Origin of the sequence: Gulbenkiania mobilis, assembly GCA_004346645.1 — a bacterium.
Taxonomy (GTDB): Bacteria; Pseudomonadota; Gammaproteobacteria; order Burkholderiales; family Chromobacteriaceae; genus Gulbenkiania; species Gulbenkiania mobilis.
Window position 1 is genome coordinate 43,708 of record SMDA01000011.1, and the last position, 25,819, is coordinate 69,526.

Below are 25,819 nucleotides of genomic sequence, written 5' to 3' on the forward strand. Positions count from 1 at the left end.
ATGGAAGACGCCAGTAAACCGCGACCACGTTGGCGCGACCGCCTCTCCACCCTACTGCTGCGCGAGCCCGAGGATCGGGCCGAACTGCTGGCCCTGTTGAATGCTGCCACCGAGCGCGGCCTGCTCGATGCCGAAGCCCTAGGCATGATCGAGGGCGTGCTCGACGTCAGCGACCTGACCGTGGGGGACGTGATGGTGCCGCGCAGCCAGATGGACGTGCTGCGCATCGACGAAGGCATTGACCGCTTCCTGCCCTTTGTCATCGATACCGGTCATTCCCGCTTCCCGGTCATCGGCGAGGACAAGGACGACGTGCTCGGCATCCTCCTGGCCAAGGATCTATTGCGCTACTTCCACGCCCCCAAAACCTTCGACCTGCGCGCCACGCTGCGCCCGGTGGTGTTCGTCCCAGAGAGCAAGCCGCTGAACCTGCTGTTCCACGACTTCAAGGCCACCCGCAACCACATGGCCGTAGTGGTGGATGAGTATGGCGGCGTCTCCGGACTCGTCACGATAGAGGATGTACTGGAACAGATCGTCGGAGAGATCGACGACGAGTTCGACTACGAGGAAAGCGATGACTCGATCGTGCCGATCCACGGCCACCGCTTCCGCGTCCGTGCCAGCACCGAGATCGAGGACTTCAACGCCTTCTTCGGCACCACGCTCTCCGAACACGACAACGATACGATCGCCGGCTGGGTGATGGGCTATTGCGGTCACCTGCCCAAGCGTGGCGAACGCTTCGAAGAATTTGGGCTGCGCTTCACTGTGCTGCGTGCAGACAGTCGCCGGCTGCACACACTGCTCGTGGAGCGCATCCGCGAAGTGAGCCCGCCTGTCGAGCAAGAAACCGAAGGCTGATCATGCCCCGACTCCTCCTGTTTGCGCTGGCTGCAGTGGCCGGCGCACTGTCTGTGTTCGCCTTTGCCCCTTGGCGCATGTTCTGGCTGATGCCCCTCTTGCTGGCTGCTCTGGCAGAACTGGCCGAGCGCCGGCCTGCCAGCGCCTTCGGCACTGGCTATGCCTGGGGTCTGGCGGCCTATACCGCCAACTTCTACTGGATCTACATCAGCCTGCATCATGTGGCAGGCTTGCCGTCCGTTTTTGCCGCCCCCCTGACGCTGCTACTGCCTGCCTATCTGGCCCTGTATCCGGGGCTGGCCGTCTGGCTGAGCTGCCGGATGGCCGGACGTGCCTGGCTGCGCTGGCTGGTGGCCTTTCCGGCGGCCTTCACGTTGGGTGAATGGTTGCGCGGCTGGATGCTCACCGGGTTTCCGTGGGGCACCGCCGGGTACAGCCAGATCACTGAAAGCCCGCTTTCGGGGCTGGCCCCGGTGGGCGGCATTTATCTGGTAACCTGGGCCGTTGCCCTGAGTGCCGGAGTGATCGTGGTATTCGCCCGGGTACGGCCGAGAAACCGGGTCGTGCTGCTGGCGCTGATGGCTCTGGTATGGGGCGGAGGCTACCACTTGCGCAACCGCAGCTGGACCCAGCCAGTGGGCGAGCCCGTTTCCGTGGCGTTGGCCCAAGGCAACGTCCCCCAGTCGCTGAAGTGGGACCCCCAGGCCGCGCAGGACACACTCGCCCTTTATTACCGGCAGGTGGCCACCACCCGCACCGAGCTGATGATCCTGCCGGAAACGGCCTTGCCTCTGTTCTTGGAGGATCTGCCCTCCGGCTATCTAACCATGCTCAAGGGCGCCGCAGAACGCAACGGTACCGCCTTGGCGGTAGGCGTGCCCCGCCGTGGCAGCAGCGAGAACAGCTATTACAACGCGGTGGTGGCGCTTACCCAGCCGGGCACGCCGGCATATGCCAAGAACCATCTTGTCCCTTTTGGCGAGTTTGTCCCGCTGCCAGAACTCACGGGCTGGCTCTACCAATACATGAACATGCCACTGTCCGGCTTCTCCCGGGGCGGGGCGTTCCAGCCACCAATCGTGATGGCCGGGCAGAAAATTGCCTTCAACGTCTGCTACGAGGACAGCTTTGGCGAGGAACTGATCGCCCCGGCGCGGGAGGCCACCTTGCTGGCCAACGTCAGCAATCTGGCTTGGTTCGGGGAAAGCGCAGCTTCCAGTCAGCATCTGCAGCTGTCCCAGGCGCGTGCTCTGGAAACCGGACGCTACATGGTGCGGGCTACCAATACCGGCATGACGGCCATCGTGCGGCCCGATGGTGAGGTGGAAATGGTGGCGGCCCCCGATACGCGCCAGGTTCTGGTGGGCACCGTCCAGGGACGGACCGGCCTGACGCCCTACATGATCCACGGTGACACGCCCATCCTGGCGGCCATGGGCCTGCTGCTTTTGATCGCAGCGGTTGCGGGCTGGCGTCAACGCAGCCAGGGCCCTGCCTACCGCATATACTGACCCTTCCACCGTCCTGGCACCGGCACGCTGCTTGGCGCCGCGCTGTCCGGGCCTCCTGGCCAGTCCGGGCACCTGCGCGGGGCACCTTCTTAGCGCAGCAGGGTTGGCCGAAACGAAAAGCCCGTCTCACGACGGGCTTTTTGCTGGGCCGGAGGGACGCATTTCACAGATGGAAGCGTTCCACGTGCTGATGCATGGTAGAGGCTACTTCCTTGAGTTGAACAGTGGACTGCGAAGAAACCTTGGACGCATCCGCGTTCTGCGAGGCACTCAGGGCGATATCCTCCACATGGCGGGCGATTTCCTGACTGGCCACGCCCTGCTCCTTCAGGGCATGCGAGATGTCGTTGATGACTCCCACCACGCCCTGCGCGCTATCACGAATGCGACGGATGGCCTCGCCCCCCTGCTCGGCCAGGGCCAACCCGCTCTTCACGCGGCTGACGGCCTGCTCCATGTTGGCATGTGAGGAGTCCGAGCTTGTCTGGATTTCGCGGATCATCACGGCGATTTCCTGCGTGGCCTGCCCGGTACGCTCTGACAGCTTGCGTACCTCGTCCGCCACCACCGCGAACCCGCGCCCCATTTCGCCGGCCCGGGCCGCTTCGATCGCGGCATTGAGCGCCAGCAGGTTGGTCTGGTCGGCAATGTCCTTGATCACCTGCATGATGCTGGAAATCGTCTGCGTCTTCGTGGCCAGTTCGGCCAAGGTTTCTGCCGTGACGTCCACCGATTCGTTGATGCGGTGCATTTCGCCCACGGCTTGGGCAATCACCTGCCGCCCCTCTTCCGATAGCTCGTCGGACTGCTGGGCCATGCGGCGCGCATCCTGGGCATGATCGGCGATATGGTTGACGCTGACGGTCAGCTCTTCCACCGAAGCGGCCATGGAGGCCGCCGCCGTGCTCTGCTGGTCCGAACCGTGCGCCACCGCCTCGGCATTCTGATTGAGCGCCGTGCTCATTTCTGCCAGACGTCCGGCATTTTCGGCGATTTCCTGTACCAGTGTACGCAGCCGCGTCTGCATATGCGCCACGGAAGCCAGCAGGCTGTGTTCGTCGCCCTTGCGCACCGGCACGTCGGTATCCAGATAGCCGTCGGCGATGCGCTGCACGATAGCCGCAGTATCGCCCGGCTCGCCGCCCAGCTGACGCAACACCCCGCGCGTGATCACCATGCCGATGCCGCCCAGGATAGCCAGAGCGATCACCACTCCGCCGGTCAGAAGCGCCAACTGCTCATAGAACGCATGATCCACATCATCCACGTACAGACCCGTGCCGAGCACCCAGCTCCAGCCCGGCGTCTGCATCAGGTACGAGATCTTGGGCTGGGGCTTGTCATGTCCGGGCTTCTCCCAGCGGTAATGGGCAAAGCCTTGGCCGTTACCTTCCTGCAGGGCGGCACGGAACAGCGTAACAAGATCGTTGCCATCCGCATCCTTACCGGCGATCGGTTTACCGATAAGCTCCGGCTTGACGCCGTGGGCGGTGTAGACAAAGTTGCGGTCGAGCGCGAAGAAGTATTCCTTGGCGTCGTAGCGCATTTTGTCGATCAGGTGTGCCGCCCGGCTCTTGGCCTCGGCTTCGCTCAGCTTGCCCGAAGCCGCCAAGGCTTCATAGTTCTCTACCACGTGAAACGCCGCTTCGACCAGGTTGCGTGTCTTCTGGGTGCGGTCTTCCATCATGATGCTGCGCTGCTGAAACAGCACGAAGACGCTCAGCAGGCAGATCAGCATCACCGAAACGCCCTAGCATCCATGCCAGGCGCGCCTTCAGAGACATGCCCTGGGACGCCCGCGGTGGCGCAGCGCCCCTCCCGCTCTGTGTCCATGAGGGTGCAGCTACCGTGTCGAGTGTGGCCATTTTCTTCTTCCCTTTTATGAACATTGTTGTTGCTTTGACAAACTATTTAAAACCCTTTTCACAATAAGGGTTTTCCCTAACATAGAGTGATCACTCGGTTTGCACCAGTCTATTGCATACGCTGCTGCGGCTAAAACCTTAATCGGATGACAAGATGAAAAAAACCCGGCCAAGGCCGGGTAAACAGGGTCGTCATTCTGGAACTTACTTCATCGTTGGCATCACGAACTCGGCAGAAAGCCGCTCTTCCGGCCAGCGACTGGTGATCGTTTTCATCCGGGTGTAGAAGCGAACCCCTTCCGGGCCGTGCATGTGGTGATCACCAAAGAGCGAGGCTTTCCAGCCGCCAAAGCTGTGAAACGCCATCGGCACCGGAATCGGCACGTTGATGCCGACCATACCTACCTGGATACGGTGCGCGAATTCGCGGGCAATGCCGCCGGAGCGGGTAAACACACTGGTACCGTTGGCAAATTCGTGCCGGTTGATCAACTCGACGGCATCCTGGAAGGTGGCCACCCGCACCACCGCCAGGACCGGTCCGAAGATCTCCTCGCGATAGATCGTCATCTCCGGCTGCACATGGTCGAAAAGGCAGGGACCGAGGAAAAAGCCGCCCTCGGCACCAGGGTGACGGTAGTCGCGGCCATCCACTACCAGTCGGGCCCCTTCGCGCACGCCACTTTCAACATAGCCCACCACCTTGTCGCGATGTTGGCGCGTCACGAGCGGCCCCATCTCTGCAGCGGGATCGTCCCCAATGCCAATCTTGAGCTGGCGGGCCCGTTCGGCCAACCTTTCCACCAGCCGGTCCGCCACATCACCCACTGCCACCGCCACCGAGATGGCCATGCAGCGCTCGCCTGCCGAACCATAGGCAGCCCCCATCAGCGCTTCTACCGCTTGGTCGAGATCGGTGTCCGGCATCACCACCAGATGGTTCTTGGCCCCCCCCAGCGCCTGGACACGCTTGCCATGACGCGCTCCGGTCTCGTAGATATAGCGCGCGATCGGCGTGGAGCCGACAAAGCTGACTGCCGTGACATCGGGATGCACCAGCAGGGCATCCACCGCCACCTTGTCACCGTGCACCACGTTGAACACGCCATTGGGTAATCCCGCCTCCTTCAACAGGTCTGCGAGGAACAGCGCTGCCGACGGATCACGTTCGGAAGGTTTCAGCACGAAGGTGTTGCCACAGGCAATCGCCACCGGGAACATCCACATCGGCACCATTGCCGGAAAGTTGAAGGGTGTGATGCCCGCCACCACGCCCAGCGGCTGACGCAGGGCGTGGCTGTCGATGCCGCTGCCCACCTCCTCGGTGAACTCTCCTTTGAGCAGTTGAGGAATACCGCAGGCAAACTCTGCAACCTCGAGACCACGGGTGACCTCGCCGAGGGCGTCGGAGACCACCTTGCCGTGTTCGGACGAAATCAGCCGCGCCAGATCGCGCTGGCGCGCTTCCAGCAAGGCCTTGAAACGGAACAGGATGCGGGCCCGCTTCAGCGGAGGCGTGGCAGCCCAAGCGGGAAAGGCCGCCCGTGCTGCGGCGACGGCCTCATCCACTTCCTCCGGCCGAGCCAGCGGTACGCGGGCCACCACCTCGCCACTGGCGGGGTTGAATACGTCACCGAAGCGGCCGCTCTGACCTTGAACGGGTTGGCCGTCGATGTAATGGGACAGAATGTGCATGGGTCAGTCTTTCCAGTCAGGTGTCAGGCGATTTCTCTCAAGGCCTCGGCCATGGTGCCGAACAAGGTATCGATCTGTGCCTCGTCGATGATCAGGGGGGGCGAAACCGCCAGGATATCCCCGGTGAAGCGCAGCAGTACGCCCTTTTCCCAGCACTTCAGGAAGGCATCGAAGCCGCGCTGGCCAGGAGCGCCCGGGCGGCTTTCGAGCTCGATGCCCGCCACCAGCCCCAGGTTGCGCACGTCCTTCACATAGGGGGCGGCGCGTAGGGCGTGCGCTTTTTCCTCGAAATGCGGAGAGAGGCGGGCCGCTCGTTCAAACAGACCCTCGTCCTGATAGAGCTTCAGCGTGGCTACCGCTGCGGCGCAGGCCAGCGGATGCGCCGAGTAGGTGTAGCCGTGTGGAAACTCGATGGCGCGCTCGCCAGCCGCAGCCATGAACGCATCGTGGATGTCAGGTTTGACCAATACCGCACCCATGGGTACGGTGCCGTTGGTCAGGCCCTTGGCGCAGGTAAGAATGTCGGGCAGGACATCGAAGCGGTTGGCTGCCCAGTCCGCCCCCAGTCGTCCGAAACCGGTGATCACTTCGTCAAAAATGAGCAGGATGCCGTGGCGATCACAGATTTCACGCAAGCGCTTGAGGTAGCCTTTGGGGGGAATGAGCACCCCGGTCGAACCTGCCATGGGCTCCACGATCACGGCCGCGATCGTGGACGGGTCGTGCAGGGTCAGAATGCGGTTTTCCAGTTCGTCCGCCCACTCGGCCCCGTATTCGGGCTCGCCACGGCTGAATGCGTTGCGGGCCAGGTCATGGGTGTGGCGAAGATGGTCCACTGCGGGCAGTCCCACCGGGAAATGCTTGCGATTGCCGGCGATGCCCCCAACCGAAATGCCGCCGAAGTTCACGCCATGGTAGCCCCGCTCGCGGCCGATCAGCTTGACGCGGGCCGCATCGCCCCGTACCCGGTGATAGGCGACCGCCATCTTCAGGGCGGTATCGGCCGCTTCGGAGCCGGAGTTGACGAAAAACACCTTGGAGAGACCGGCGGGGGCCATTTCGGCCAACCTTTCAGCCGCCTCAAAAGCCTTGGGATGCGCCATCTGGAAGGGCGGCGCATAGTCGAGCTCGGCCACCTGCCGCTGCACTGCCTCGACGATGGGCGTGCGGGTGTGCCCGGCATTCACGCACCACAGCCCGGCAGAACCATCGAGAATCTGCCGGCCGGCATCATCCTTGAAGTACATGCCCTGTGCCGACACCAGCATCCGTGGGGCGGACTTGAACTGGCGGTTGGCGGTAAAGGGCATCCAGTAAGCGTCGAGCGAATAATCCTGCATGGCAGCCTCCGTCGGGTTGGTGCATTCAATTTAATGCGCCCGACACACAGCCGACAGGGACAGTAAGGTGCTTTTACCGCCAGACTGTACTGGCGAGAAGACCAGTACAGCAAAAAGCCCGGCACAGGCCGGGCTTTCTTCGGGCTGCCAGTCAGCTCAGAGGTGGAAGCGTGCAAACAGCTGGCGCATGCTCGAGGCCGTGCGTGACAGGCTGGTGAGCGTGCCGTGCGCGCTCTGCATCGCGGCATCCGAATCGATAATCCGGCTGTTGATACGCTCGGTACTCTGGGCAATCGCCGTGGTGGCATTGTGCTGCTCGCCGGTGGACAGGGCGATCTCATTCATCTTGGCGACCACCGCCTCTACCGACTCTTGGATCTGGGCGATGCGGCGTACTGCGCTCTGTGTCATCTCCACGCCGCCGTCGACCGAGCTGACCGTCGTCTGCATGTTGTCGACCGCCTGACGGGTTTCATCCCGGATGGCATTGACCATGCCGGTGATCTCCACCGTAGCCTGCGCGGTACGCTCTGCCAGCTTGCGCACTTCATCTGCCACCACCGCGAAGCCGCGTCCCATCTCTCCGGCGCGTGCAGCCTCGATCGCGGCATTCAGTGCCAGCAGGTTGGTCTGGTCTGCGATGTCCTTGATCACGTTGGTGATGCCGGTGATCTGCTGGGAACGGTTGTCCAGCGTGCTGAGCATGCTTGCCAGGCCGCGCACGGCGTCCACCGTCCGGGTCATCTCGCTGGCGATACGGTTCATCTCGGCAGCGCTTTCGGCCGATACCTCGCCGGTGGCGCGCACCATGCCATCCGCCTCGCGCGCCGCGTCGGCAATATGCGAGATGCTGACGGTGATCTCCTCCAACGTGGCAGCATTGGCACTGGACACGTCGGAGATCTGGCGCGAGTCTTCCGCAACGCGCTCCACCGCGCCGGTCACCGCCTCCACGCCATCGATCACACTGTCGGCCTCCCGGCGTACGGCGATGAACATCTGCTGCAGTTGTTCGATGAAGCTGTTGAAGGCACGCGCCGTCTCGGCGATCTCGTCCTTGCCCTGCACCTCCATGCGACGCGTCAGGTCGCCTTCGCCCTGCGAGATTTCCCGCATCGCCGTCTGCAGACGCAGCAGGCCGCGCAGTTGGCGCACCAGCAGCATCCATGCAACGGGCAGCATGATCAGGAAGGCGACGATGGCGATGCCGATCAGGGTGTAGAGCAACTTGTTCAGCGGTGCCAGCACATTAGCCTTCTCCACCACTGTCCCCATGTACCACTCGGTACCGGCCACCGGCGACACGTGAACGAACATGGGCGTGCCGTTGATGCTGACATCGCCAAGCGCGCGGCTTTGGGCCAGATCGGCCAGCTTGGCAGCACTCAGCTCGGCGTCCAGCTCGGTCAGCGGCTTGAGGGTGAGCTTCTGGTCGGGGTGCGCGATCACGGTGCCGTTCTTGTCCACGAGAAAGGCATAGCCGGTGTCATGGATCTTGATCGCCAGAATGGTCTTCACGATCGAATCGATGAAGATGTCGCCGCCGGCCACACCGCGCAGCGTGCTGCCTTCCCGCACCGGCGCGTAGAAGGTCAACACCAGCTTCTTGGTATCGAAGTCGATGTAGGGCTCGGAGACACCCGGTTTGCCCGCAGCCTCGGCCGCTTTGTACCAGGGGCGGGCGGTGGGGTCATAGTCAGGCTTTTGCGGGCGGCCGTCGGAGTAAAGCATCCGCTTGTCGGCATACCCGACATAGGTCAGGTCGAAGCCTGCGCCTTCACGGCTCTGCTTCATGGCCGACATCGGATCGGCACCCAGCCCCATGGGAGCCAGCGCAGCGATCACCTGCGTCTTGCCGGCCACCCAGTCCTGCACGGTCTGAGAATAGCCATCGGAAATGCCGGCCATTTCGTTCTGGATCTGGTCGGTCAGCGTGGAGCGCATCTGCAGGTAGGTCAGCCCTGTGAGGATGGCTCCCAGACAGGCCAGCAGCAGCGCTATCAGCAACGTCAGTTTTGCACGCATCGTGCTCATCTTGTCTTCCCGCTCTTTCTTGCTCCGGCCGTCAGGCTTGCATGAGGCCGGCATCGTCCCTGGTTAATGTCATAATGGCTCTTATTCACAGTCGCTCTTGGCTACTGTGGGGCTTATAAATGGCCACGGCGCTTTTTTAGCACGAATTACAGCCTGTGGTCAGTTTTATAAATTCTATTTGATGTATAGATGATGCAGCTTCTACTCGACAATGCCCGTGGCAGAACACGCATCGAGAAAATATGCGATGCCGTTCATTCCGCGATCATTTCCGGACGCTGGCACGCGGGCATGCGCATTCCCTCGATCCGCCGCTTGGCCGAAGAACTGGGCATGAGCCCCTTTACGGTGGCCGAGGCCTATGACCGACTGGTAGCGCAGGGCCTGCTGCAGGCACGGCGGGGAACCGGTTTCTACGTCGTGGGTCCGCGCACCCTGCCCTGCACGGGAACACCGCCGGTGCCACTGCAGGCGTTGCCGGTAGACGATGACTGGCTACTGCGCAATGTATACGAGCATACCGACGACACGCTCCAGGCCGGATGCGGCTGGCTGCCACCCACCTGGTACGACAGCGAGGCCTTACAGCGTGCCCTGCGCCAGCTGGCTCGCCGGCAGAACCTGCAACAGGGCTACGGCGAACCCCGGGGCTTTGCCGGCCTGGTCCAGTGGGTAGGAGCCCATCTGCGTGAGCAGGACATTCCCGCACAAGCGGAGCGCATCGTCCTTACCCAAGGCGCCAGCAAGGCGCTGGACATGGTGGCCGGCAGCCTGCTGCGTCCTGGCGATACCGTGCTGGTGGATGACCCAGGCTACTCCAATCTTCTGTCCGGGCTGGTATACCGGGGCATCAACATCATTGGGGTGCCGTGGCTACCGACGGGGCCGGATTGCGAGGCCGTAGCAAGGTTGGCCGAAGAGCATTCACCGAAAGCTTTTTTCACCAACCCGCGGCTGCACAATCCCACCGGAGCCAGCTATGCCCTGCCTACCCTGCATAGGGTACTTGAAGTCGCCCGCCGGCATGACTTCCTGCTAGTCGAGGACAATGTCTCCTCGGATCTCTATCTTGGACGCGAGCCGACGCTGGCTGCGCTGGACGGGCTGGAGCGCGTGATTCATATCGGTAGTTTCTCGAAAACCCTGTCGCCCGGCTTGCGGGTGGGTTACCTTGCCGCACCGCCGGGCCTGGCCGACCGACTGATCCATTACAAAATGCTCTCGGGCCTGACCTCTCCCGAATTGAACGAACGGCTGGTGTTGGAAATGCTGCAGGAAGGACGCTACCGCCGTCAGGTGGACCGACTCTGCCAGCGACTAGCCGCCGCGCAAGCGGCTGCTGGCCAGCGCTTTGATGCACTCGGGTGGGAACGCTTCGGCCAACCCACCAGCGGCCTCTTCTTCTGGGCCCGCCCACGCCAGCCGTTGGATACGGTGGCGCTTGCAGAGGCCGCCCGCCACGAACGTATCCTGCTCGCCCCGGGACATCTGTTCCGGCCGCACGGGGAAGCCACCCCCTGGCTACGCTTCAATGTGGCCTACGCCATGCATCCCGCCCTGACCGACTTCCTCACACGGCAGGCTGCCTGCGCGGAATGAGTCAATCCCTTCCAGTCACACGGAACCCGACGTGAAACTTACCGAACTGTACATCCACCCTCTCAAGTCGGCCCGTGCCATTGCCCTGTCGCGTGCCTATGCAGACGATACTGGCCTGCTGCACGATCGCGAATGGCTGCTGACCGATCCGGACGGCCGTTTCATCACTGCACGCGAATGCCCGGCTCTACTGGGCATCCAAGTGGAGCTGATTCCGGGCGCTGCCCTCTTCAGGGCACCAGACACCCCGTTGATTGCAGCATTGAGCCATGAATACCGCCACCCAGTGGAATGCAACGTCTGGAAAGACCGTTTTGCGGCTTGGCACGGAGACGCAAGGGTAGATATGTGGTTCAGCACCGTACTGGGGCGACCTTGTCGATTGGTCTGGCTGGGCACTCAATCACAGCGCCCCCAGAAGGGCTTGCAGAAGCCCCTGAGCTTTGCGGATGGCTACCCCTACCTGCTCGTCAACCAAGCCTCGCTCGACAGTCTCAACCAGCTGCTGCCGAACCCTGTAGCCACACGTCACTTCCGGCCCAATCTGGTGATCGCCGGTGCAGGCGCGTATGAGGAGGACGACTGGACACACCTGAAAATCGGCGGCAGTGTCTTCGAGATCACCAAACCTTGTACACGCTGTGTGATCACTACCCTGGACCCTGACTCCGGTGCACTCATGCCTGACGGCGAACCCCTGCGCACCTTGCGCCGCACACGCCAGTCGGGGGACGGTATCTGCTTCGGCGTCAACCTACGCCTTCTGGAAGGAGCAGGCATTTTAAATGTGGGGGATGATGTTCAGGTCGTGAAGGGACGCTACGATTTTGACTGATTATTGAAATACCAAAGAAAAAAGCCAGCAAAAGCTGGCTTTTTTCATGACTGACGACAGAAATCGCTTAAGCGGCCTCGTCTTCGACAGCCACGGCCTCTTCCGGGCGGTCCACCAGCTCAACCAGAGCCAGCGGCGCATTGTCGCCCTTGCGGAAACCATACTTCAGGATACGCACATAGCCGCCGTTACGGGCCGCGAAACGCGGGCCCAGTACGTCGAACAGCTTCACCACGATCTCACGGTCGCGGGTGCGGTCGAACGCCAGACGGCGATTGGCCAGCGACGGCTTCTTGCCCAGCGTGATCAGCGGCTCAGCCACGCGGCGCAGTTCCTTGGCCTTGGGCAGAGTGGTAATGATCACTTCATGGCGCAGCAGCGAGTTGGCCATGTTGCGGAGCATGGCCAGACGATGGCTGCTCGTGCGGTTAAGTTTGCGATTGCTATAACGATGACGCATTGTAGTGTCCTTTTATCTCAAACCTTACGGTTTTTCGAGCCCTGCCGGCGGCCAGTTCTCCAGCTTCATGCCAAGAGTCAGACCCTTGGAAGCCAGGACTTCCTTGATTTCGTTAAGAGATTTACGACCGAGGTTCGGAGTCTTCAGAAGCTCGGTTTCGGTGCGCTGGATCAGATCACCGATGTAGTAAATGTTCTCAGCCTTCAGGCAGTTGGCCGAACGTACCGTGAGTTCAAGATCGTCGACCGGGCGCAGCAGGATCGGATCGATCGGCGGTGCCTTTTCAACGACTTCTTCAACCGTTGTACCCTGGAGATCAGCAAAGATCGACAGCTGGTCGATAAGGATGCGGGCCGCACTGCGCACGGCTTGCTCCGGTTCGATGACGCCGTTGGTCTCGATATCGAGCACGAGACGATCGAGGTCGGTACGCTGTTCCACACGTGCGCTTTCGACAGCGAAGCTGACGCGGCGCACGGGCGAGAACGATGCATCCAGCTGGATGGTACCGATCGCACGGTTTTCGTCGTGGCTGATACGGGCTGCCACCGGCTGGTAGCCACGCCCTTTCTCGACTTTGATCTCCATCTCGATCTTGCCGCCCGCCGACAACGTCGCGATGACATGGTCGGGGTTGATGACTTCTACGTCATGCGGCAGATCGATATCGCTAGCCAAGACAGGACCTTCGCCCTCTTTCTTGAGGGAGAGGATCACGCTGTCACGACCATGCAGTTTAAGCACCACGCCCTTCAGGTTCAGAAGAATGTCGACGACATCCTCCCGAACGCCTTCCAGGGCGGAATACTCATGCAAAACGCCAGCGATGGTCACTTCGGTCGGAGCAAAGCCCGGCATCGAGGACAGCAGAATACGACGCAGGGCATTCCCGAGGGTATGCGCGTAGCCACGTTCGAACGGCTCCATCGATACGCGGGCATGCGTAGCGGAAACCGGCTGCACGTCGATAAGACGGGGTTTCAGAAATTCCGAAGCGCTGTTTTGCATAGTCATTCCTTATGGTCTAGCGATTACTTGGAATAGAATTCAACAACCAGCTGTTCGTTGATATCGCTAGACAGTTCGGAACGCTCCGGAGCAGCCTTGAAGGTACCTTCCATCTTCTTGGAATCAACCGATACCCAGGAAGGCAGACCAATCTGCTCGGCCAGGGCCAGAGCTTCCTGGATGCGTACCTGCTTCTTGGCCTTCTCGCGTACGGCAACGACATCACCGGCCTTCACTTGGTAGGACGGAATGTTGACGAGCTGACCGTTAACGGTCACGGCCTTGTGGCTAACAAGCTGGCGGGCTTCTGCACGGGTGGAACCGAAGCCCATGCGGTACACCACGTTGTCAAGGCGCGATTCCAGCAGCTTCAGCAGGTTCTCGCCCGTCGAACCCTGACGGCGGTTGGCTTCTGCGAAGTAGTTGCGGAACTGGCGCTCGAGCACACCGTAGATGCGACGAATCTTCTGCTTTTCACGCAGTTGTACGCCATAGTCGGACAGGCGGCCTTTCTTGGCGCCATGCTGACCAGGAGCACTTTCCAGTTTGCACTTGGAATCCAGCGCGCGGCGGGCACTCTTCAGGAAGAGGTCGGTACCCTCGCGGCGGGCAAGCTTACATTTCGGGCCGATATAACGTGCCATGTGTCACAGTCTCCGAATTAGATACGACGTTTTTTGGGCGGACGGCAGCCGTTGTGCGGCACCGGCGTCACGTCGGAGATGCTGGTAATCTTGAAGCCCAGTGCGTTGAGTGCACGGACAGCAGACTCACGGCCCGGACCGGGACCCTTGATGCGAACTTCGAGGTTTTTCACACCGTATTCTTGGGCAACTTTACCAGCGTGCTCTGCAGCAACCTGTGCTGCAAAGGGTGTACTTTTGCGCGAACCCTTGAAACCAGCGCCGCCAGAGGTAGCCCAAGACAATGCATTGCCTTGACGGTCGGTGATCGTGATGATGGTGTTATTGAACGAAGCGTGGACATGTACGATGCCATCGCTAACGCTCTTGCGCACTTTTTTGCGTACACGAACAGCTGTGTTTGCTTTAGCCATTATCTGTGTTCCTTAAAATTACTTCTTGCCGGCGATCGGCTTGCGCGGCCCCTTACGGGTACGTGCATTGGTACGAGTGCGCTGACCACGGCAAGGCAGACCACGACGATGGCGGAAGCCGCGATAGCTGCCCATGTCCATCAGTCGTTTGATGCTCATCGTGATTTCACGACGCAGATCACCTTCTACGGTGAACTTCGCCACTTCGTCACGGAGCTTCTCCATTTCGGCTTCGGTCAGTTCCTTGACTTTCGTCGACGGATTTACACCCGCCTGCGCGCAGATCTGCTTCGCACGGGTGGAACCGATACCGTAAATGGCCTGCAGGCCGATCACGGCATGCGCATGATTGGGGATGTTTACCCCTGCAATACGGGCCATAGTCTTTCCTTAAGCCTTAAGACCTTGAAAAGTTTGCGATTGTATCACGACAAAAGCAAAGCTAACAGTAGTTAGCCCTGTTTTTGCTTGTGACGGGGATCCGTGCAGATGACGCGTACAACGCGGTTGCGACGAATGATTTTGCAGTTGCGGCAAATTTTCTTTACCGACGGCTGAACTCGCATGTTTCTTCCTTTCTTAACAAAAGAGCGAGTGCGTTACTTCGCACGGAACACGATGCGTGCCCGGGTCAGGTCATACGGCGTCAACTCTACCGTCACCTTATCTCCTGGAAGGATGCGGATGTAATGCATCCGCATCTTTCCGGAGATATGTCCAAGTACTACGTGTCCATTCTCGAGCTTGACCCTGAACGTTGCATTGGGCAGCGTTTCCAGGATCTCGCCCTGCATCTGTATGGTGTCTTCCTTAGCCATATAACCCAGCGTATTAGTCAGTCAGTCATCGTGTGAGAGACGAGCCCTTGAAATTGGCTTTCTTGAGCAGGCTCTCGTACTGGTGCGACAGAATGTACGACTGAATCTGTGCCATCAGGTCCATGGTGACCACGACAATGATCAGCAGGGAAGTCCCTCCGAAATAGAACGGAACGTTCCACTTCAGGATCAGGAATTCGGGCAGCAGACAGACAAGCGTGATGTACAGCGCACCGACCAGCGTAAGCCGGAGGATGATCTTCTCGATATAGCGCGAGGTCTGCTCACCCGGACGGATACCGGGAATGAAGGCACCACTCTTCTTCAGGTTGTCTGCCGTTTCCTTGGGGTTGAACACCAAAGCGGTATAGAAGTAACAGAAAAAGATGATGGCAGCCGCATACAGCAGAACATAGATCGGTTGACCCGGATGCAGTTTGTCGGCGACGGACTTCAGCCAACCCAAGCCTTCGGTGTTTCCAAACCAGCCCAGCACGGTTGCCGGGAACAGAATGATACTGGAAGCGAAGATGGGCGGAATGACACCGGCCATGTTGAGCTTCAGCGGCAGATGGGTGCTCTGACCCTGCATGACGCGGTTGCCCACCTGGCGCTTAGCGTAGTTGACCAGTACCTTCCGCTGACCACGCTCGGCAAACACCACCACATACGTCACAAGGATCACCGCTGCGAAAAGCAGGATGACAAACAGGGGATTGGTTCCCTGACTGACGAGAGTGAGGGTCTTGCCGATTGCCGCCGGCACGCCAGCAGCGATACCCGCGCAGATGATAAGCGAGATGCCGTTGCCGATGCCGCGTTCCGTGATCTGCTCGCCAAGCCACATCAGGAACATTGTCCCAGTGACGAGGGTAACCACAGTGGTCAGGTAGAACTCCCACTGCGCATTCACGACCAGGTTCGGCTGCTTGAACAGCATGACGGCAATGCCAAAGCTCTGGAAGGTAGCGAGCAGTACGGTGGCGTAACGGGTGTACTGGGTAATTTTTCGACGTCCAGCATCCCCTTCCTTCTTCAGCTGCTTGAGCGAAGGCAGTACCTCCGAAGCGAGCTGAAGAATGATGGAAGCCGAAATGTACGGCATGATGCCTAGGGCAAACACCGTAAATCGGGACAGGGCCCCGCCCGAGAACATGTTGAACATGTCGAGGAGGCCCGTCTGGGAGGACTGGAACAACTTCGCTAGCTCTGCAGGATTAATCCCAGGAACGGGGATGTGTGCGCCGATTCGGTACACGATCAGAGCCCCGATCAGGAACATGATCCTGCGTTTCAGATCACCAAACTTGCTGGTATTCGCAACTAGAGAAGCGTTCGCCACAGGAGGATGCCTTATTCAGCGATGCTGCCGCCAGCAGCCTCGATTGCAGCGCGTGCACCGGCGGTTGCCAGAATGCCGCGCAGCGTGAGCGCGCGGTCAACGGTTCCCGACAGTACGACCTTGGCCGAAAGCGCCTGAATGTGAACGAGGCCAGCCTGCTTCAGTGCAAGCAGATCGATCTCGTCAACCGGCAGCAGGTTCAGCTCGGAGAGACGAACCTCGGCGGTCTTGCCAGCGGTCAGCGACTTGAAGCCACGTTTCGGCAGGCGACGCTGCAGCGGCATTTGACCGCCTTCGAAGCCAACCTTGTGGAAGCCACCTGCACGGCTCTTCTGACCTTTGTGACCACGGCCCGCAGTCTTGCCCAGGCCGCTACCGATACCACGGCCTACGCGACGCTTGGCGTGTTTCGAGCCCGCGCCCGGCTTGATGGTGTTGAGCAACATAATCAACCCTCACACTTAACCAGGTAGCTGATCTTGTTGATCATGCCACGGTTTTCAGGCGTATCCAGCACCTCGACGGTCTGACGGATCTTCTTCAGACCCAGACCGCGGGCGCAGGCCTTGTGCGACTCCAGGCGGCCGATCAGGCTCTTCACCAGGGTCACTTTCACAGTCTGCTGATTACTCATGGTCAGCCCCCAGAATCTCTTCCACCGTCAGGCCGCGCTTAGCAGCGATCTGAGCCGGAGTGTAGATCTTGTTCAGGCCATCCAGCGTGGCACGGACCACGTTGTACGGGTTGGTCGAACCATGCACCTTGGCCGAAACATTACGCACACCCAGCGCATCGAAGATGGCACGCATCGGACCACCTGCCTTGATACCGGTACCTTCTTTGGCAGGCTGCATGAACACGGTGGTGGCACCGTGCTTACCGATAACGGTGTGTTGCAGCGTACCGTTGCGCAGCGGAATCTTCACCATGGTGCGGCGAGCCTGCTCCATGGCTTTCTGAACGGCAACCGGAACTTCCTTCGAGCGGCCTTTGCCCATGCCGATACCGCCGTCACCATCACCCACGATGGTCAGGGCGGAGAAGGCCATGATGCGACCACCTTTTACCACTTTGGTCACACGGTTGACGCTGATCATCTTCTCGATCAGGCCGTCGCCGCGTTCTTCCATCTCATGCTTAGCCATTGTCTACTCCAACCTTAGAACGCCAGACCGTTTTCACGGGCGGCGTCTGCCAGGGCCTTGATGCGACCATGATATTTAAAGCCGGAACGATCGAACGATACCTTTTCGATGCCAGCAGCTTTAGCTTTCTCAGCGATGCGCTTGCCCACGAGGGTTGCAGCAGCCACATTGCCACCGTTCTTCAGTTCGCTGCGCAGTTCCGTTTCCAGCGACGAGGCGCTTGCCAGCACGCGGCTGCCGGTCTCATCGATGATCTGGGCGTAAATGTGCGTGTTCGTGCGATGAACGGTAAGGCGCACCATCTTGAGCTCCGCAATCCGCGCACGGGTTTTGCGTGCACGGCGGAGTCGGGCTTGTTTCTTGTCCATGTCAGGGCCTCAATTACTTCTTCTTGGTTTCTTTCAGAACCACAACCTCGTCCGCATAGCGAACGCCCTTGCCTTTGTACGGCTCCGGCGAGCGGTAAGCGCGGATTTCGGCAGCGACCTGACCGACCAGCTGCTTGTTGGCACCCTTGATCAGCACTTCGGTCTGAGTCGGGGTTTCAACCTTGATGCCTTCGGGCATCTTGTGGGCAACCGGGTGGGAGAAGCCAAGCGAAAGGTTCAGCGTGTCGCCTTGGGCCTGGGCACGATAACCCACGCCAACCAGGTTCAGCTTCTTCTCGAAACCCTTGCTGACACCGGTCACCATGTTGTTCAGCAACGCACGAAGCGTACCGGACATAGCGCGGGCAAACTTGGTCTCGTTCTTGGCGGCAAAGGTCAGCTGATTGTCTTCGAGGCGGACATCAACATCACTGCAAAGTGCGGTGGAGAGGGTACCCAGGGGACCCTTCACCACGATCTCATCGGCGGTGAACTTGACTTCAACGCCTGCAGGGATAGCCACCGGATTCTTAGCTACGCGGGACATAACTTATCTCCTTAGGCCACCACGCACAGCACTTCGCCACCGATACCGGCAGCGCGCGCCTTGCGGTCAGTCATCACACCCTTGGACGTCGACAGAATGGCGACACCCAGACCGTTCATCACTTTCGGAATGTCGGTCGAGCCTTTGTACACACGCAGGCCGGGACGCGATACGCGCTCGATCTTTTCGATAACCGGGCGACCGGCGTAATACTTCAGCTGGATACCCAAGACCGGCTTCTTCTCTTCGCCAGCCACGCTGAAGTCTTCGATATAGCCCTCGTCCTTCAGCACTTGTGCGATCGCCAGCTTCAGCTTCGACGAAGGCATGCTTACGTCGAGCTTGGAGGCGCGCTGCGCGTTACGGATGCGGGTCAGCATATCGGAAATAGGATCATGCATGCTCATCGAATCTCTCCTATTACCAGCTGGCTTTCACAACACCCGGGATTTCGCCTTTCATGGCGATTTCACGCAGCTTGTTGCGGCCCAGACCAAACTTACGGAACACGCCACGCGGACGACCGGTGATGGCACAACGGCGACGCTGGCGAACCGGGCTGGCATTGCGCGGAAGCTGCTGCAGCTTGAGACGGGCTGCAAAACGCTCTTCTTCCGACAGATTCTGGTTGTTGATGGTCTCGAGAAGCTGCTCACGCTTGGCTGCAAACTTCTTCACCAGCTTGGCGCGCTTCTCTTCACGGTTAATCAGTGCAAGTGTTGCCATGTCTTAACCCTTGAACGGGAATTTAAAAGCTGCCAGCAGAGCGCGGGCTTCTTCGTCGGTCTTGGCGGTGGTGGTGACAGTAATGTTCATACCACGCAGCGCATCGATCTTGTCGTACTCGATTTCCGGGAAGATGATCTGCTCGCGTACGCCCATGTTGTAGTTACCACGGCCGTCGAACGACTTGCCGCTTACGCCACGGAAGTCACGCACGCGCGGCAACGCGATGGTTACCAGACGATCCAGAAATTCATACATCCGTTCGCGACGCAGGGTCACCTTGCAGCCGATCGGGTAATGATCACGAATCTTGAAGCCTGCGATCGATTTGCGGGCGGTGGTCACTACCGGCTTCTGACCGGCGATCTTTTCCAGGTCGCCCACGGCATGCTCCATGACCTTCTTGTCGGCCACGGCTTCGCCCACACCCATGTTCAGGGTGATCTTTTCGATGCGCGGAACTTCCATGATGGACTTGTACCCGAACTGTTTCATCAGGTCCGGTACGACAGTCTCTTTGTAGAAATCATACAGGCGTGCCATGTTCTCTCCTTACGCCCCGATCACTTCGCCGCTGGACTTGAAAATCCGCACTTTGCTGCCGTCTTCAAGGTTCTTGAAGCCTACGCGGTCAGCTTTCTGGCTAGTCGGGTTGTAAATGGCTACGTTGGAAACATCAAGCGGCATGGTCTTCTCAACGATGCCACCAGCCACACCGCGTACCGGGTTCGGCTTCTGATGTTTCTTGACGACGTTGATGCCTTCGACCACGACCTTCTGGTCCAGGACACGCAGCACGGTACCGCGCTTGCCCTTGTCTTTACCGGTGATTACGACGACTTCGTCGCCTTTGCGAATCTTGCGCATGAGATGTCTCCTTACAGAACTTCGGGAGCCAACGAAACGATCTTCATGAATCGCTCGGTTCGCAGTTCACGGGTAACAGGCCCGAAGATACGGGTGCCGATCGGCTCAAGCTTGTTGTTCAGCAGGACGGCAGCATTGCCATCAAACTTGATCAGCGAACCATCAGGACGGCGGACACCCTTGGCTGTGCGAACGACCACGGCGTTGAACACGTCACCCTTCTTGACGCGACCACGGGGCGCTGCATCCTTAATGCTTACCTTGATGATGTCACCAACACCGGCATAACGACGCTTGGAGCCGCCCAGCACTTTGATGCACATTACGGAACGCGCACCAGTGTTGTCTGCGACCTCAAGCAGGGTCTGCATTTGAATCATTTTAGGATTACCTTTCTACCCAACTTTATCCGTCACTTTCGTCGAGGCAGTTGCGCCAAGCGCACCTAGACGAAACGCCGCACACTGTGCGGCGTATCAAACGGCCAGTTTTGGATCCCGCTAAGGGGGAGGACTTCACCCGCAACAGGGTGAAGGTGGCCATTATACAGGGGCCCCAAGACCCCTGCAAGCATTACACCTGACGAGCACGCTCGACGAGTGCAGTCACGACCCACGACTTGGTTTTCGAAAGCGGACGGGACTCGCTGATTACAACGACATCGCCTTCACGGAATTCGTTATTCGCATCGTGAGCGTGAAACTTCTTGGAGCGACGAATGACCTTGCCGTAGATCGGGTGCTTGACCTTGCGCTCTACCAACACAGTAACCGTCTTATCCATTTTGTCGCTCACCACCTTGCCGGTAAACGTACGGACAACTTTGGATTCGCTCATGTCAAACCGCCTTTTCTTTCAGAACAGTGCGGACACGAGCGATCTCGCGCCGCACCCGCTTCAGTTCACTCGTCTTTGCGAGCTGCTGGGTGGCCAGCTGCATGCGCAGGGCAAACTGTGCCTTCAAGAGGCTCAGCAATTCAGCCTTCAGCTCGTCGACGCTTTTCGCTTTGAGTTCGGATGCTTTCATTACTGACCTACCTGACGAGTCACAAACACAGTGGGAATCGGCAATTTGGCCGCAGCCAGACGGAAGGCTTCGCGAGCAAGCTCTTCGGCCACACCGTCCATCTCGTACAGCATCTTGCCAGGCTGGATTTCGGCAACGTAGTACTCAGGGCTACCTTTACCATTACCCATCCGCACTTCGGCCGGCTTGGACGAAATCGGCTTGTCCGGGAAGATACGGATCCAGATACGACCACCCCGCTTGATATGGCGGGTCATCGCACGGCGTGCAGCCTCAATCTGACGGGCGGTCAGGCGACCACGACCGACTGCCTTGAGACCGAACTCACCGAAGCTGACCTTGTTGCCCCGGGTGGCGATACCGGTGTTGCGGCCTTTTTGCTGTTTACGGTATTTGAGTCTAGTTGGCTGCAGCATTGCGAGCACCCTTTCTCATTTTCTTCTCAGGAGCGGCCGGAGCTGCCTGAACCTGACCAGGCTTCAGCTCGCCCTTGTATACCCAAACCTTGATGCCAATGATGCCGTAGGTGGTCTTGGCTTCGGAGGTGGCATAGTCGACATCGGCACGCAGAGTGTGAAGCGGCACGCGGCCTTCGCGATACCACTCGCTGCGCGCGATATCGATACCGTTCAGACGGCCGGAGCTCATGATCTTGATGCCCTGGGCACCCATACGCATTGCATTCTGCATCGCGCGCTTCATTGCACGACGGAACATCACGCGCTTCTCCAGCTGGGAAGCAATGCTGTCAGCAATGATCTGGGCATCGAGTTCGGGCTTGCGCACTTCCTCAATGTTCACATGCACCGGCACACCCAGGCGCTTTTGCAGCTCCTGCTTCAGTACCTCGATGTCCTCACCCTTCTTGCCAATCACCACACCCGGACGGGCGCTGTGAATGGTGATACGTGCGGACTTAGCCGGGCGCTCGATCACGACACGACCTACCGAAGCGTGAGCCAGACGGGCACGCAAGAACTCGCGCACCTCGATGTCCTGCTTCAGCATCCCGGAGAAGTCGTGCGAGCTGGCATACCACTTCGAGGCCCAGTTTTTGTTAACTGCAAGACGGAAACCCGTCGGATGAATCTTCTGACCCATGACTTGCCCCTTAGTTACCCACGACCAGCGTGATGTGGCAGGTTTGCTTCTCGATTCGATTGCCACGGCCTTTTGCACGCGCGGTGAAGCGCTTGAGGCTGGGGCCCTTGTCAACATAAATCGTTGCCACTTTCAAGGTATCGATATCGGCACCCTCGTTGTGCTCGGCGTTGGCGATGGCCGACTCCAGCACTTTCTTGAGGATGGCAGCACCTTTCTTGGGGCTAAAAGCCAGGATGCTCATGGCCTGATCAACCGATTTGCCGCGGATCAGGTCAGCAACCAGACGGCACTTCTGCGCGGACAGACGTGCATTGTTCAAACTAGCGGAAACTCTCATCTCGTCACCTTACTTTTTCTTTGCCTTCTTGTCGGCGGCATGACCTTTGAAGGTACGGGTCAGGGAGAATTCGCCGAGTTTGTGGCCCACCATGTTCTCGGTCACGTAAACCGGCACATGGGTACGGCCGTTATGAACGGCAATCGTCAGACCGATGAAGTCAGGCAGAATCGTGGAACGACGGGACCAGGTCTTGATAGGACGCTTGTCGCTGGTTGCACGCGCCGTGTCGATCTTCTTCAGAAGGTGCAGATCAACGAACGGGCCTTTTTTAAGCGAACGTGCCATAAGTCAATTACCCTTTATTCGAATAGCGACGACGTACGATCATATTGTCGGTACGCTTGTTCCGGCGGGTGCGGAAGCCCTTGGTCGGCTGGCCCCACGGGCTGACAGGCACGCGGCCTTCACCGGTACGACCTTCACCACCGCCGTGCGGGTGATCGATCGGGTTCATTGCAACACCACGTACGGTCGGGCGGATGCCACGCCAGCGGTTTGCACCGGCCTTGCCGATCTTGCGCAGGCTATGCTCTTCGTTGCCCACTTCGCCAACGGTGGCGCGGCAGTCAACGTGCACACGCCGGATCTCGCCCGAGCGCAGACGCAGCTGAGCATAGATGCCTTCACGTGCCAGCAGCATGGCCGAAGCACCAGCGGAACGGGCCAGTTGGGCACCCTTGCCAGGCTGAAGCTCGATGCAGTGGATGGTGGTACCCACCGGAATGTTGCGGATCGGCAATGCGTTGCCCGCCTTGATCGGCGCCTCAGCGCCAGACAGCAGGGTCACACCGGCCTTTACGCCGCGCGGGGCAATGATGTAACGGCGCTCGCCGTCTGCATAGCACAGCAGGGCAATATGAGCCGTACGGTTCGGGTCGTATTCGATACGCTCGACCTTGGCAGGAATGCCATCCTTGTTGCGACGGAAGTCGATCACACGATAATGCTGCTTGTGACCACCGCCCTTATGACGGGTGGTGATGTGGCCGTTGTTGTTACGGCCAGCAGTCGAGATCTTCTTCTCGAGCAGGGCTGCGTGCGGCGCACCTTTGTGCAGGTCAGGCGTTACCACCTTGACCACGGCACGGCGGCCTGCCGAAGTCGGTTTTACTTTTACGATAGGCATGCTCTATCTCCTTACTCGGCGGCCGCGTTGGTCAGATCGATTTCCTGACCTTCAGCCAGGCTCACATAAGCCTTTTTCCAGTCCTTGCGACGACCGAAAGAACGGCCGAAACGCTTGACCTTGCCCTTGACGTTCAGGGTCGTGACGGCATCCACCTTCACGTTGAACAGCAGCTCTACGGCAGCCTTGATTTCCGGCTTGGTAGCATCACCCACCACGCGGAAGGCTACTTGCTGGTTCTTGTCGGCGATCATCGTGCTCTTCTCGGATACGATCGGCGCGAGGATCACTTGCATCAGACGTTCTTGGTTCATACCCACTGCTCCTCAAGCTGCTTCACCGCATCACGGGTGATCACGACTTTCTTGAAGCGCAACAGGCTGTACGGGTCAGCTTGCGCAGCTTCAATCACCAGCACATTCGGCAGGTTGCGGGAAGACAGGTAGAGGTTTTCATCCAATTCTTTGGTGATGAAAAGACCCTGCTCGACACCCATACCCTTGAGCTTGGAAACGAATTCCTTGGTCTTGGGGCTGTCCACGGTAATGGCATCCACCACGATCAGGCGCTCGTCACGCACCAGCTGCGACAGGATGGCTGCCATGCCAGCGCGGTACATCTTGCGGTTGATCTTTTGGGTGAAGTTCTCTTCCGGGCTGTTCGGGAAAGTGCGACCACCCCCGCGCCACAGCGGAGAGGAAGTCATACCGGAACGCGCACGGCCGGTACCCTTCTGACGCCACGGTTTTTTCGTGGAATGGTTAACTTCGGCACGAGTTTTCTGAGCACGGTTGCCACTGCGGGCATTTGCCAGAAAAGCGGTAACAACCTGATGAACCAGTGCCTCGTTATAGTCGCGGCCGAACAGGGCGTCAGACGCCTCGATGCTCTCTACAGCCTGACCTTGTTCATTAACAATCTTCAGTTCCATCACGCACCTGCTTTCACACTAGGACGCACCACGACATCACCGTTCTTGGCACCAGGCACTGCGCCTTTTACCAGGATCAGCTGACGTTCTGCATCGATGCGGACGATTTCCAAGCACTGAACGGTGCTCTTCACGTTACCGTACTGACCAGCCATGCGCTTGCCGGGGAAAACGCGGCCCGGATCCTGCGCCTGACCAATGGAACCCGGCGAATTGTGCGAAACCGAGTTACCGTGGGAAGCACGGTTGGAGGAGAAGTTGTGACGCTTGATGGCACCGGAGAAGCCCTTACCCTTGGAGGTACCGGTCACATCGACCAGCTGACCTACCTGGAACACTTCAACGGTGATGGTGTCGCCAACTTTGTAGTTGGCAACGTCTGCTGCTTCGACAGTGAATTCGCTCAGACCACGCCCCGCCTCAACACCGGCCTTGGCGAAGTGACCCGCCTCGGCTTTGTTGATACGGTTGGCTTTGCGGCTACCGAAGGCAACCTGAAGTGCGGCATAGCCGTCAACTTCGGGAGTTTTGATTTGCGTGACGCGATTGGCGGACATGTCCAGCACGGTTACCGGGATGGAAACACCATCATCGGCAAAGATGCGGGTCATGCCGACTTTGCGACCGACAAGACCTAGACTCATGTTTATTTCCTTTTGCAGGTGCCGATTACGATTGACCGGCATTCAAAAACAAAAGCGGACTCGCCGAAAATGGCGAGTCCGCTAATCTAGCACAAAATTTCCAAGCGCCGCAAGCACTTAGCCTGCGACACCCGGTTATCCGCGCTTACTGCAGCTTGATTTCCACATCGACGCCGGCCGGCAGGTCGAGCTTCATCAGCGCGTCCACGGTCTTGTCGGTCGGATCAACGATGTCCATCAGACGCAGGTGGGTACGGATTTCCAACTGATCGCGGGAGGTCTTGTTGACGTGGGGCGAACGCAGAAGGTTGAAACGCTCGATCTTGGTCGGCAGCGGAACCGGGCCTTTGACAACGGCGCCGGTACGCTTGGCGGTTTCAACGATTTCTTGGGCCGAGCGGTCGATCAGGTTGTAATCGAAAGCTTTCAGACGAATGCGGATTTTCTGGCTTTGCATCTTGAGCTTCCCAGTTAAGCGATGATTTTGGCGACGACGCCGGCGCCGACGGTACGGCCACCTTCGCGGATAGCGAAGCGCAGACCTTCTTCCATGGCGATCGGAGCGA

Annotated in this window: 38 protein-coding genes; 4 read left to right on the forward strand and 34 right to left on the reverse strand. The window is 59.3% G+C overall.

The features are described from left to right. Both EV669_RS13345 and lnt read left to right on the forward strand, forming a co-directional pair. The gene (locus EV669_RS13345) at positions 1 to 864 is read left to right on the forward strand and encodes an HlyC/CorC family transporter (protein WP_054286180.1); all 864 of its coding nucleotides are present in this window, start codon (positions 1 to 3) and stop codon (positions 862 to 864) included. A gap of 2 nt (positions 865 to 866) precedes the next feature. Next, positions 867 to 2,375 carry an apolipoprotein N-acyltransferase gene (gene lnt / locus EV669_RS13350; RefSeq protein WP_132098954.1) on the forward strand — a complete coding sequence of 503 codons (1,509 nt, stop codon included), beginning with the start codon at positions 867 to 869 and terminating at the stop codon, positions 2,373 to 2,375. Positions 2,376 to 2,538: 163 nt separating this feature from the next. On the opposite strand, the gene EV669_RS13355 is transcribed toward lnt, so the two are convergent. The 4 genes from EV669_RS13355 to EV669_RS13370 form a co-directional block, all read right to left on the reverse strand. Then, the gene (locus EV669_RS13355) at positions 2,539 to 4,113 is read right to left on the reverse strand and encodes a methyl-accepting chemotaxis protein (RefSeq protein ID WP_132098955.1); all 1,575 of its coding nucleotides are present in this window, start codon (positions 4,111 to 4,113) and stop codon (positions 2,539 to 2,541) included. A gap of 331 nt (positions 4,114 to 4,444) precedes the next feature. Further along, positions 4,445 to 5,935 carry a CoA-acylating methylmalonate-semialdehyde dehydrogenase gene (locus tag EV669_RS13360; protein WP_132098956.1) on the reverse strand — a complete coding sequence of 497 codons (1,491 nt, stop codon included), beginning with the start codon at positions 5,933 to 5,935 and terminating at the stop codon, positions 4,445 to 4,447. Positions 5,936 to 5,958: 23 nt separating this feature from the next. Next, on the reverse strand, positions 5,959 to 7,275 hold the full coding sequence (locus EV669_RS13365) for an aspartate aminotransferase family protein (protein ID WP_318271483.1): 1,317 nt from the start codon (positions 7,273 to 7,275) through the stop codon (positions 5,959 to 5,961). Between the two features lie 156 nt (positions 7,276 to 7,431). Further along, positions 7,432 to 9,309 carry a methyl-accepting chemotaxis protein gene (locus EV669_RS13370; protein ID WP_132098957.1) on the reverse strand — a complete coding sequence of 626 codons (1,878 nt, stop codon included), beginning with the start codon at positions 9,307 to 9,309 and terminating at the stop codon, positions 7,432 to 7,434. Positions 9,310 to 9,498: 189 nt separating this feature from the next. Here EV669_RS13370 and EV669_RS13375 point away from each other — a divergent pair, with 189 nt between their 5' ends. Together EV669_RS13375 and EV669_RS13380 are read left to right on the forward strand one after the other, a co-directional pair. Then, positions 9,499 to 10,908, forward strand: coding sequence for an aminotransferase-like domain-containing protein (locus EV669_RS13375; RefSeq protein WP_132098958.1), 1,410 nt, complete (start codon positions 9,499 to 9,501; stop codon positions 10,906 to 10,908). A 31-nt stretch (positions 10,909 to 10,939) separates the two neighbouring features. Next, entirely contained in the window at positions 10,940 to 11,743 is an 804-nt protein-coding gene (locus tag EV669_RS13380; protein WP_132098959.1) for an MOSC domain-containing protein, read from the forward strand. A 67-nt stretch (positions 11,744 to 11,810) separates the two neighbouring features. Here the strand turns inward: EV669_RS13380 and rplQ are convergent, their stop codons facing one another. From rplQ to EV669_RS13530, 30 genes are all read right to left on the reverse strand, one after another. Next, positions 11,811 to 12,203, reverse strand: a complete 393-nt coding sequence (gene rplQ, locus EV669_RS13385) for a 50S ribosomal protein L17 (protein WP_054286187.1) — start codon at positions 12,201 to 12,203, stop codon at positions 11,811 to 11,813. 24 nt (positions 12,204 to 12,227) lie between these two features. Then, positions 12,228 to 13,211 (reverse strand): DNA-directed RNA polymerase subunit alpha, encoded by a 984-nt coding sequence (locus EV669_RS13390; RefSeq protein WP_054286188.1) that lies wholly within the window; start codon positions 13,209 to 13,211, stop codon positions 12,228 to 12,230. A gap of 23 nt (positions 13,212 to 13,234) precedes the next feature. Beyond that, a complete protein-coding gene (gene rpsD / locus EV669_RS13395; RefSeq protein ID WP_054286189.1) occupies positions 13,235 to 13,855 on the reverse strand; it encodes a 30S ribosomal protein S4 in 621 nt (206 codons plus the stop codon). A gap of 17 nt (positions 13,856 to 13,872) precedes the next feature. After that, the gene (rpsK, locus tag EV669_RS13400) at positions 13,873 to 14,268 is read right to left on the reverse strand and encodes a 30S ribosomal protein S11 (protein ID WP_054286190.1); all 396 of its coding nucleotides are present in this window, start codon (positions 14,266 to 14,268) and stop codon (positions 13,873 to 13,875) included. Positions 14,269 to 14,286: 18 nt separating this feature from the next. Further along, the gene (rpsM, locus tag EV669_RS13405) at positions 14,287 to 14,649 is read right to left on the reverse strand and encodes a 30S ribosomal protein S13 (protein ID WP_054286191.1); all 363 of its coding nucleotides are present in this window, start codon (positions 14,647 to 14,649) and stop codon (positions 14,287 to 14,289) included. 71 nt (positions 14,650 to 14,720) lie between these two features. Continuing rightward, on the reverse strand, positions 14,721 to 14,834 hold the full coding sequence (gene rpmJ / locus EV669_RS13410; RefSeq protein ID WP_011137711.1) for a 50S ribosomal protein L36: 114 nt from the start codon (positions 14,832 to 14,834) through the stop codon (positions 14,721 to 14,723). A 33-nt stretch (positions 14,835 to 14,867) separates the two neighbouring features. Then, entirely contained in the window at positions 14,868 to 15,086 is a 219-nt protein-coding gene (gene infA, locus EV669_RS13415; RefSeq protein ID WP_054286192.1) for a translation initiation factor IF-1, read from the reverse strand. A 25-nt stretch (positions 15,087 to 15,111) separates the two neighbouring features. Then, positions 15,112 to 16,428 carry a preprotein translocase subunit SecY gene (gene secY / locus EV669_RS13420; protein WP_054286193.1) on the reverse strand — a complete coding sequence of 439 codons (1,317 nt, stop codon included), beginning with the start codon at positions 16,426 to 16,428 and terminating at the stop codon, positions 15,112 to 15,114. Between the two features lie 11 nt (positions 16,429 to 16,439). Continuing rightward, positions 16,440 to 16,874 carry a 50S ribosomal protein L15 gene (rplO, locus tag EV669_RS13425; protein ID WP_054286194.1) on the reverse strand — a complete coding sequence of 145 codons (435 nt, stop codon included), beginning with the start codon at positions 16,872 to 16,874 and terminating at the stop codon, positions 16,440 to 16,442. Positions 16,875 to 16,876: 2 nt separating this feature from the next. After that, positions 16,877 to 17,062 (reverse strand): 50S ribosomal protein L30, encoded by a 186-nt coding sequence (rpmD, locus tag EV669_RS13430; protein ID WP_054286195.1) that lies wholly within the window; start codon positions 17,060 to 17,062, stop codon positions 16,877 to 16,879. Further along, on the reverse strand, positions 17,055 to 17,573 hold the full coding sequence (rpsE, locus tag EV669_RS13435; RefSeq protein ID WP_054286196.1) for a 30S ribosomal protein S5: 519 nt from the start codon (positions 17,571 to 17,573) through the stop codon (positions 17,055 to 17,057). Before rpsE ends, rpmD begins: the two co-directional genes overlap by 8 nt. 14 nt (positions 17,574 to 17,587) lie before the next feature. Continuing rightward, positions 17,588 to 17,941, reverse strand: a complete 354-nt coding sequence (gene rplR, locus EV669_RS13440) for a 50S ribosomal protein L18 (protein ID WP_054286197.1) — start codon at positions 17,939 to 17,941, stop codon at positions 17,588 to 17,590. Positions 17,942 to 17,954: 13 nt separating this feature from the next. After that, complete coding sequence (rplF, locus tag EV669_RS13445; RefSeq protein WP_054286198.1) at positions 17,955 to 18,488, reverse strand: 50S ribosomal protein L6; 534 nt, start codon at positions 18,486 to 18,488, stop codon at positions 17,955 to 17,957. A gap of 11 nt (positions 18,489 to 18,499) precedes the next feature. After that, on the reverse strand, positions 18,500 to 18,895 hold the full coding sequence (gene rpsH / locus EV669_RS13450) for a 30S ribosomal protein S8 (protein ID WP_054286199.1): 396 nt from the start codon (positions 18,893 to 18,895) through the stop codon (positions 18,500 to 18,502). Positions 18,896 to 18,908: 13 nt separating this feature from the next. Next, the gene (gene rpsN, locus EV669_RS13455) at positions 18,909 to 19,214 is read right to left on the reverse strand and encodes a 30S ribosomal protein S14 (RefSeq protein WP_054286200.1); all 306 of its coding nucleotides are present in this window, start codon (positions 19,212 to 19,214) and stop codon (positions 18,909 to 18,911) included. A gap of 3 nt (positions 19,215 to 19,217) precedes the next feature. Continuing rightward, positions 19,218 to 19,757: a 50S ribosomal protein L5 gene (gene rplE, locus EV669_RS13460; RefSeq protein WP_054286201.1), complete on the reverse strand. Its 540-nt coding sequence runs from the start codon at positions 19,755 to 19,757 to the stop codon at positions 19,218 to 19,220. A gap of 9 nt (positions 19,758 to 19,766) precedes the next feature. After that, on the reverse strand, positions 19,767 to 20,081 hold the full coding sequence (rplX, locus tag EV669_RS13465; RefSeq protein ID WP_054286202.1) for a 50S ribosomal protein L24: 315 nt from the start codon (positions 20,079 to 20,081) through the stop codon (positions 19,767 to 19,769). Positions 20,082 to 20,092: 11 nt separating this feature from the next. Beyond that, positions 20,093 to 20,461, reverse strand: a complete 369-nt coding sequence (gene rplN, locus EV669_RS13470) for a 50S ribosomal protein L14 (RefSeq protein ID WP_054286203.1) — start codon at positions 20,459 to 20,461, stop codon at positions 20,093 to 20,095. Positions 20,462 to 20,654: 193 nt separating this feature from the next. Continuing rightward, a complete protein-coding gene (gene rpsQ, locus EV669_RS13475) occupies positions 20,655 to 20,918 on the reverse strand; it encodes a 30S ribosomal protein S17 (RefSeq protein ID WP_054286204.1) in 264 nt (87 codons plus the stop codon). Between the two features lies 1 nt (position 20,919). Beyond that, complete coding sequence (gene rpmC / locus EV669_RS13480) at positions 20,920 to 21,108, reverse strand: 50S ribosomal protein L29 (protein ID WP_054286205.1); 189 nt, start codon at positions 21,106 to 21,108, stop codon at positions 20,920 to 20,922. Beyond that, on the reverse strand, positions 21,108 to 21,524 hold the full coding sequence (gene rplP / locus EV669_RS13485; protein WP_054286206.1) for a 50S ribosomal protein L16: 417 nt from the start codon (positions 21,522 to 21,524) through the stop codon (positions 21,108 to 21,110). Before rplP ends, rpmC begins: the two co-directional genes overlap by 1 nt. Continuing rightward, positions 21,508 to 22,209 (reverse strand): 30S ribosomal protein S3, encoded by a 702-nt coding sequence (gene rpsC, locus EV669_RS13490; protein WP_054286207.1) that lies wholly within the window; start codon positions 22,207 to 22,209, stop codon positions 21,508 to 21,510. Before rpsC ends, rplP begins: the two co-directional genes overlap by 17 nt. A 10-nt stretch (positions 22,210 to 22,219) precedes the next feature. Then, on the reverse strand, positions 22,220 to 22,549 hold the full coding sequence (gene rplV / locus EV669_RS13495; RefSeq protein WP_054286208.1) for a 50S ribosomal protein L22: 330 nt from the start codon (positions 22,547 to 22,549) through the stop codon (positions 22,220 to 22,222). A 9-nt stretch (positions 22,550 to 22,558) separates the two neighbouring features. Continuing rightward, a complete protein-coding gene (gene rpsS / locus EV669_RS13500; RefSeq protein WP_054286209.1) occupies positions 22,559 to 22,837 on the reverse strand; it encodes a 30S ribosomal protein S19 in 279 nt (92 codons plus the stop codon). Between the two features lie 7 nt (positions 22,838 to 22,844). Further along, positions 22,845 to 23,678 carry a 50S ribosomal protein L2 gene (rplB, locus tag EV669_RS13505; RefSeq protein WP_054286210.1) on the reverse strand — a complete coding sequence of 278 codons (834 nt, stop codon included), beginning with the start codon at positions 23,676 to 23,678 and terminating at the stop codon, positions 22,845 to 22,847. Positions 23,679 to 23,689: 11 nt separating this feature from the next. After that, positions 23,690 to 23,992, reverse strand: coding sequence for a 50S ribosomal protein L23 (gene rplW / locus EV669_RS13510; RefSeq protein ID WP_054286211.1), 303 nt, complete (start codon positions 23,990 to 23,992; stop codon positions 23,690 to 23,692). Further along, a complete protein-coding gene (gene rplD, locus EV669_RS13515; RefSeq protein WP_132098960.1) occupies positions 23,989 to 24,609 on the reverse strand; it encodes a 50S ribosomal protein L4 in 621 nt (206 codons plus the stop codon). The genes rplW and rplD overlap by 4 nt, the downstream gene beginning before the upstream one ends. Then, a complete protein-coding gene (rplC, locus tag EV669_RS13520; protein ID WP_055434054.1) occupies positions 24,609 to 25,253 on the reverse strand; it encodes a 50S ribosomal protein L3 in 645 nt (214 codons plus the stop codon). The genes rplD and rplC overlap by 1 nt, the downstream gene beginning before the upstream one ends. A gap of 145 nt (positions 25,254 to 25,398) precedes the next feature. Next, entirely contained in the window at positions 25,399 to 25,710 is a 312-nt protein-coding gene (gene rpsJ, locus EV669_RS13525) for a 30S ribosomal protein S10 (protein WP_054286214.1), read from the reverse strand. Positions 25,711 to 25,724: 14 nt separating this feature from the next. Continuing rightward, positions 25,725 to 25,819, reverse strand: a 95-nt coding sequence (locus tag EV669_RS13530; protein WP_081816287.1) for an EF-Tu C-terminal domain-related protein, incomplete at its 5' end; no start/stop codon positions are given.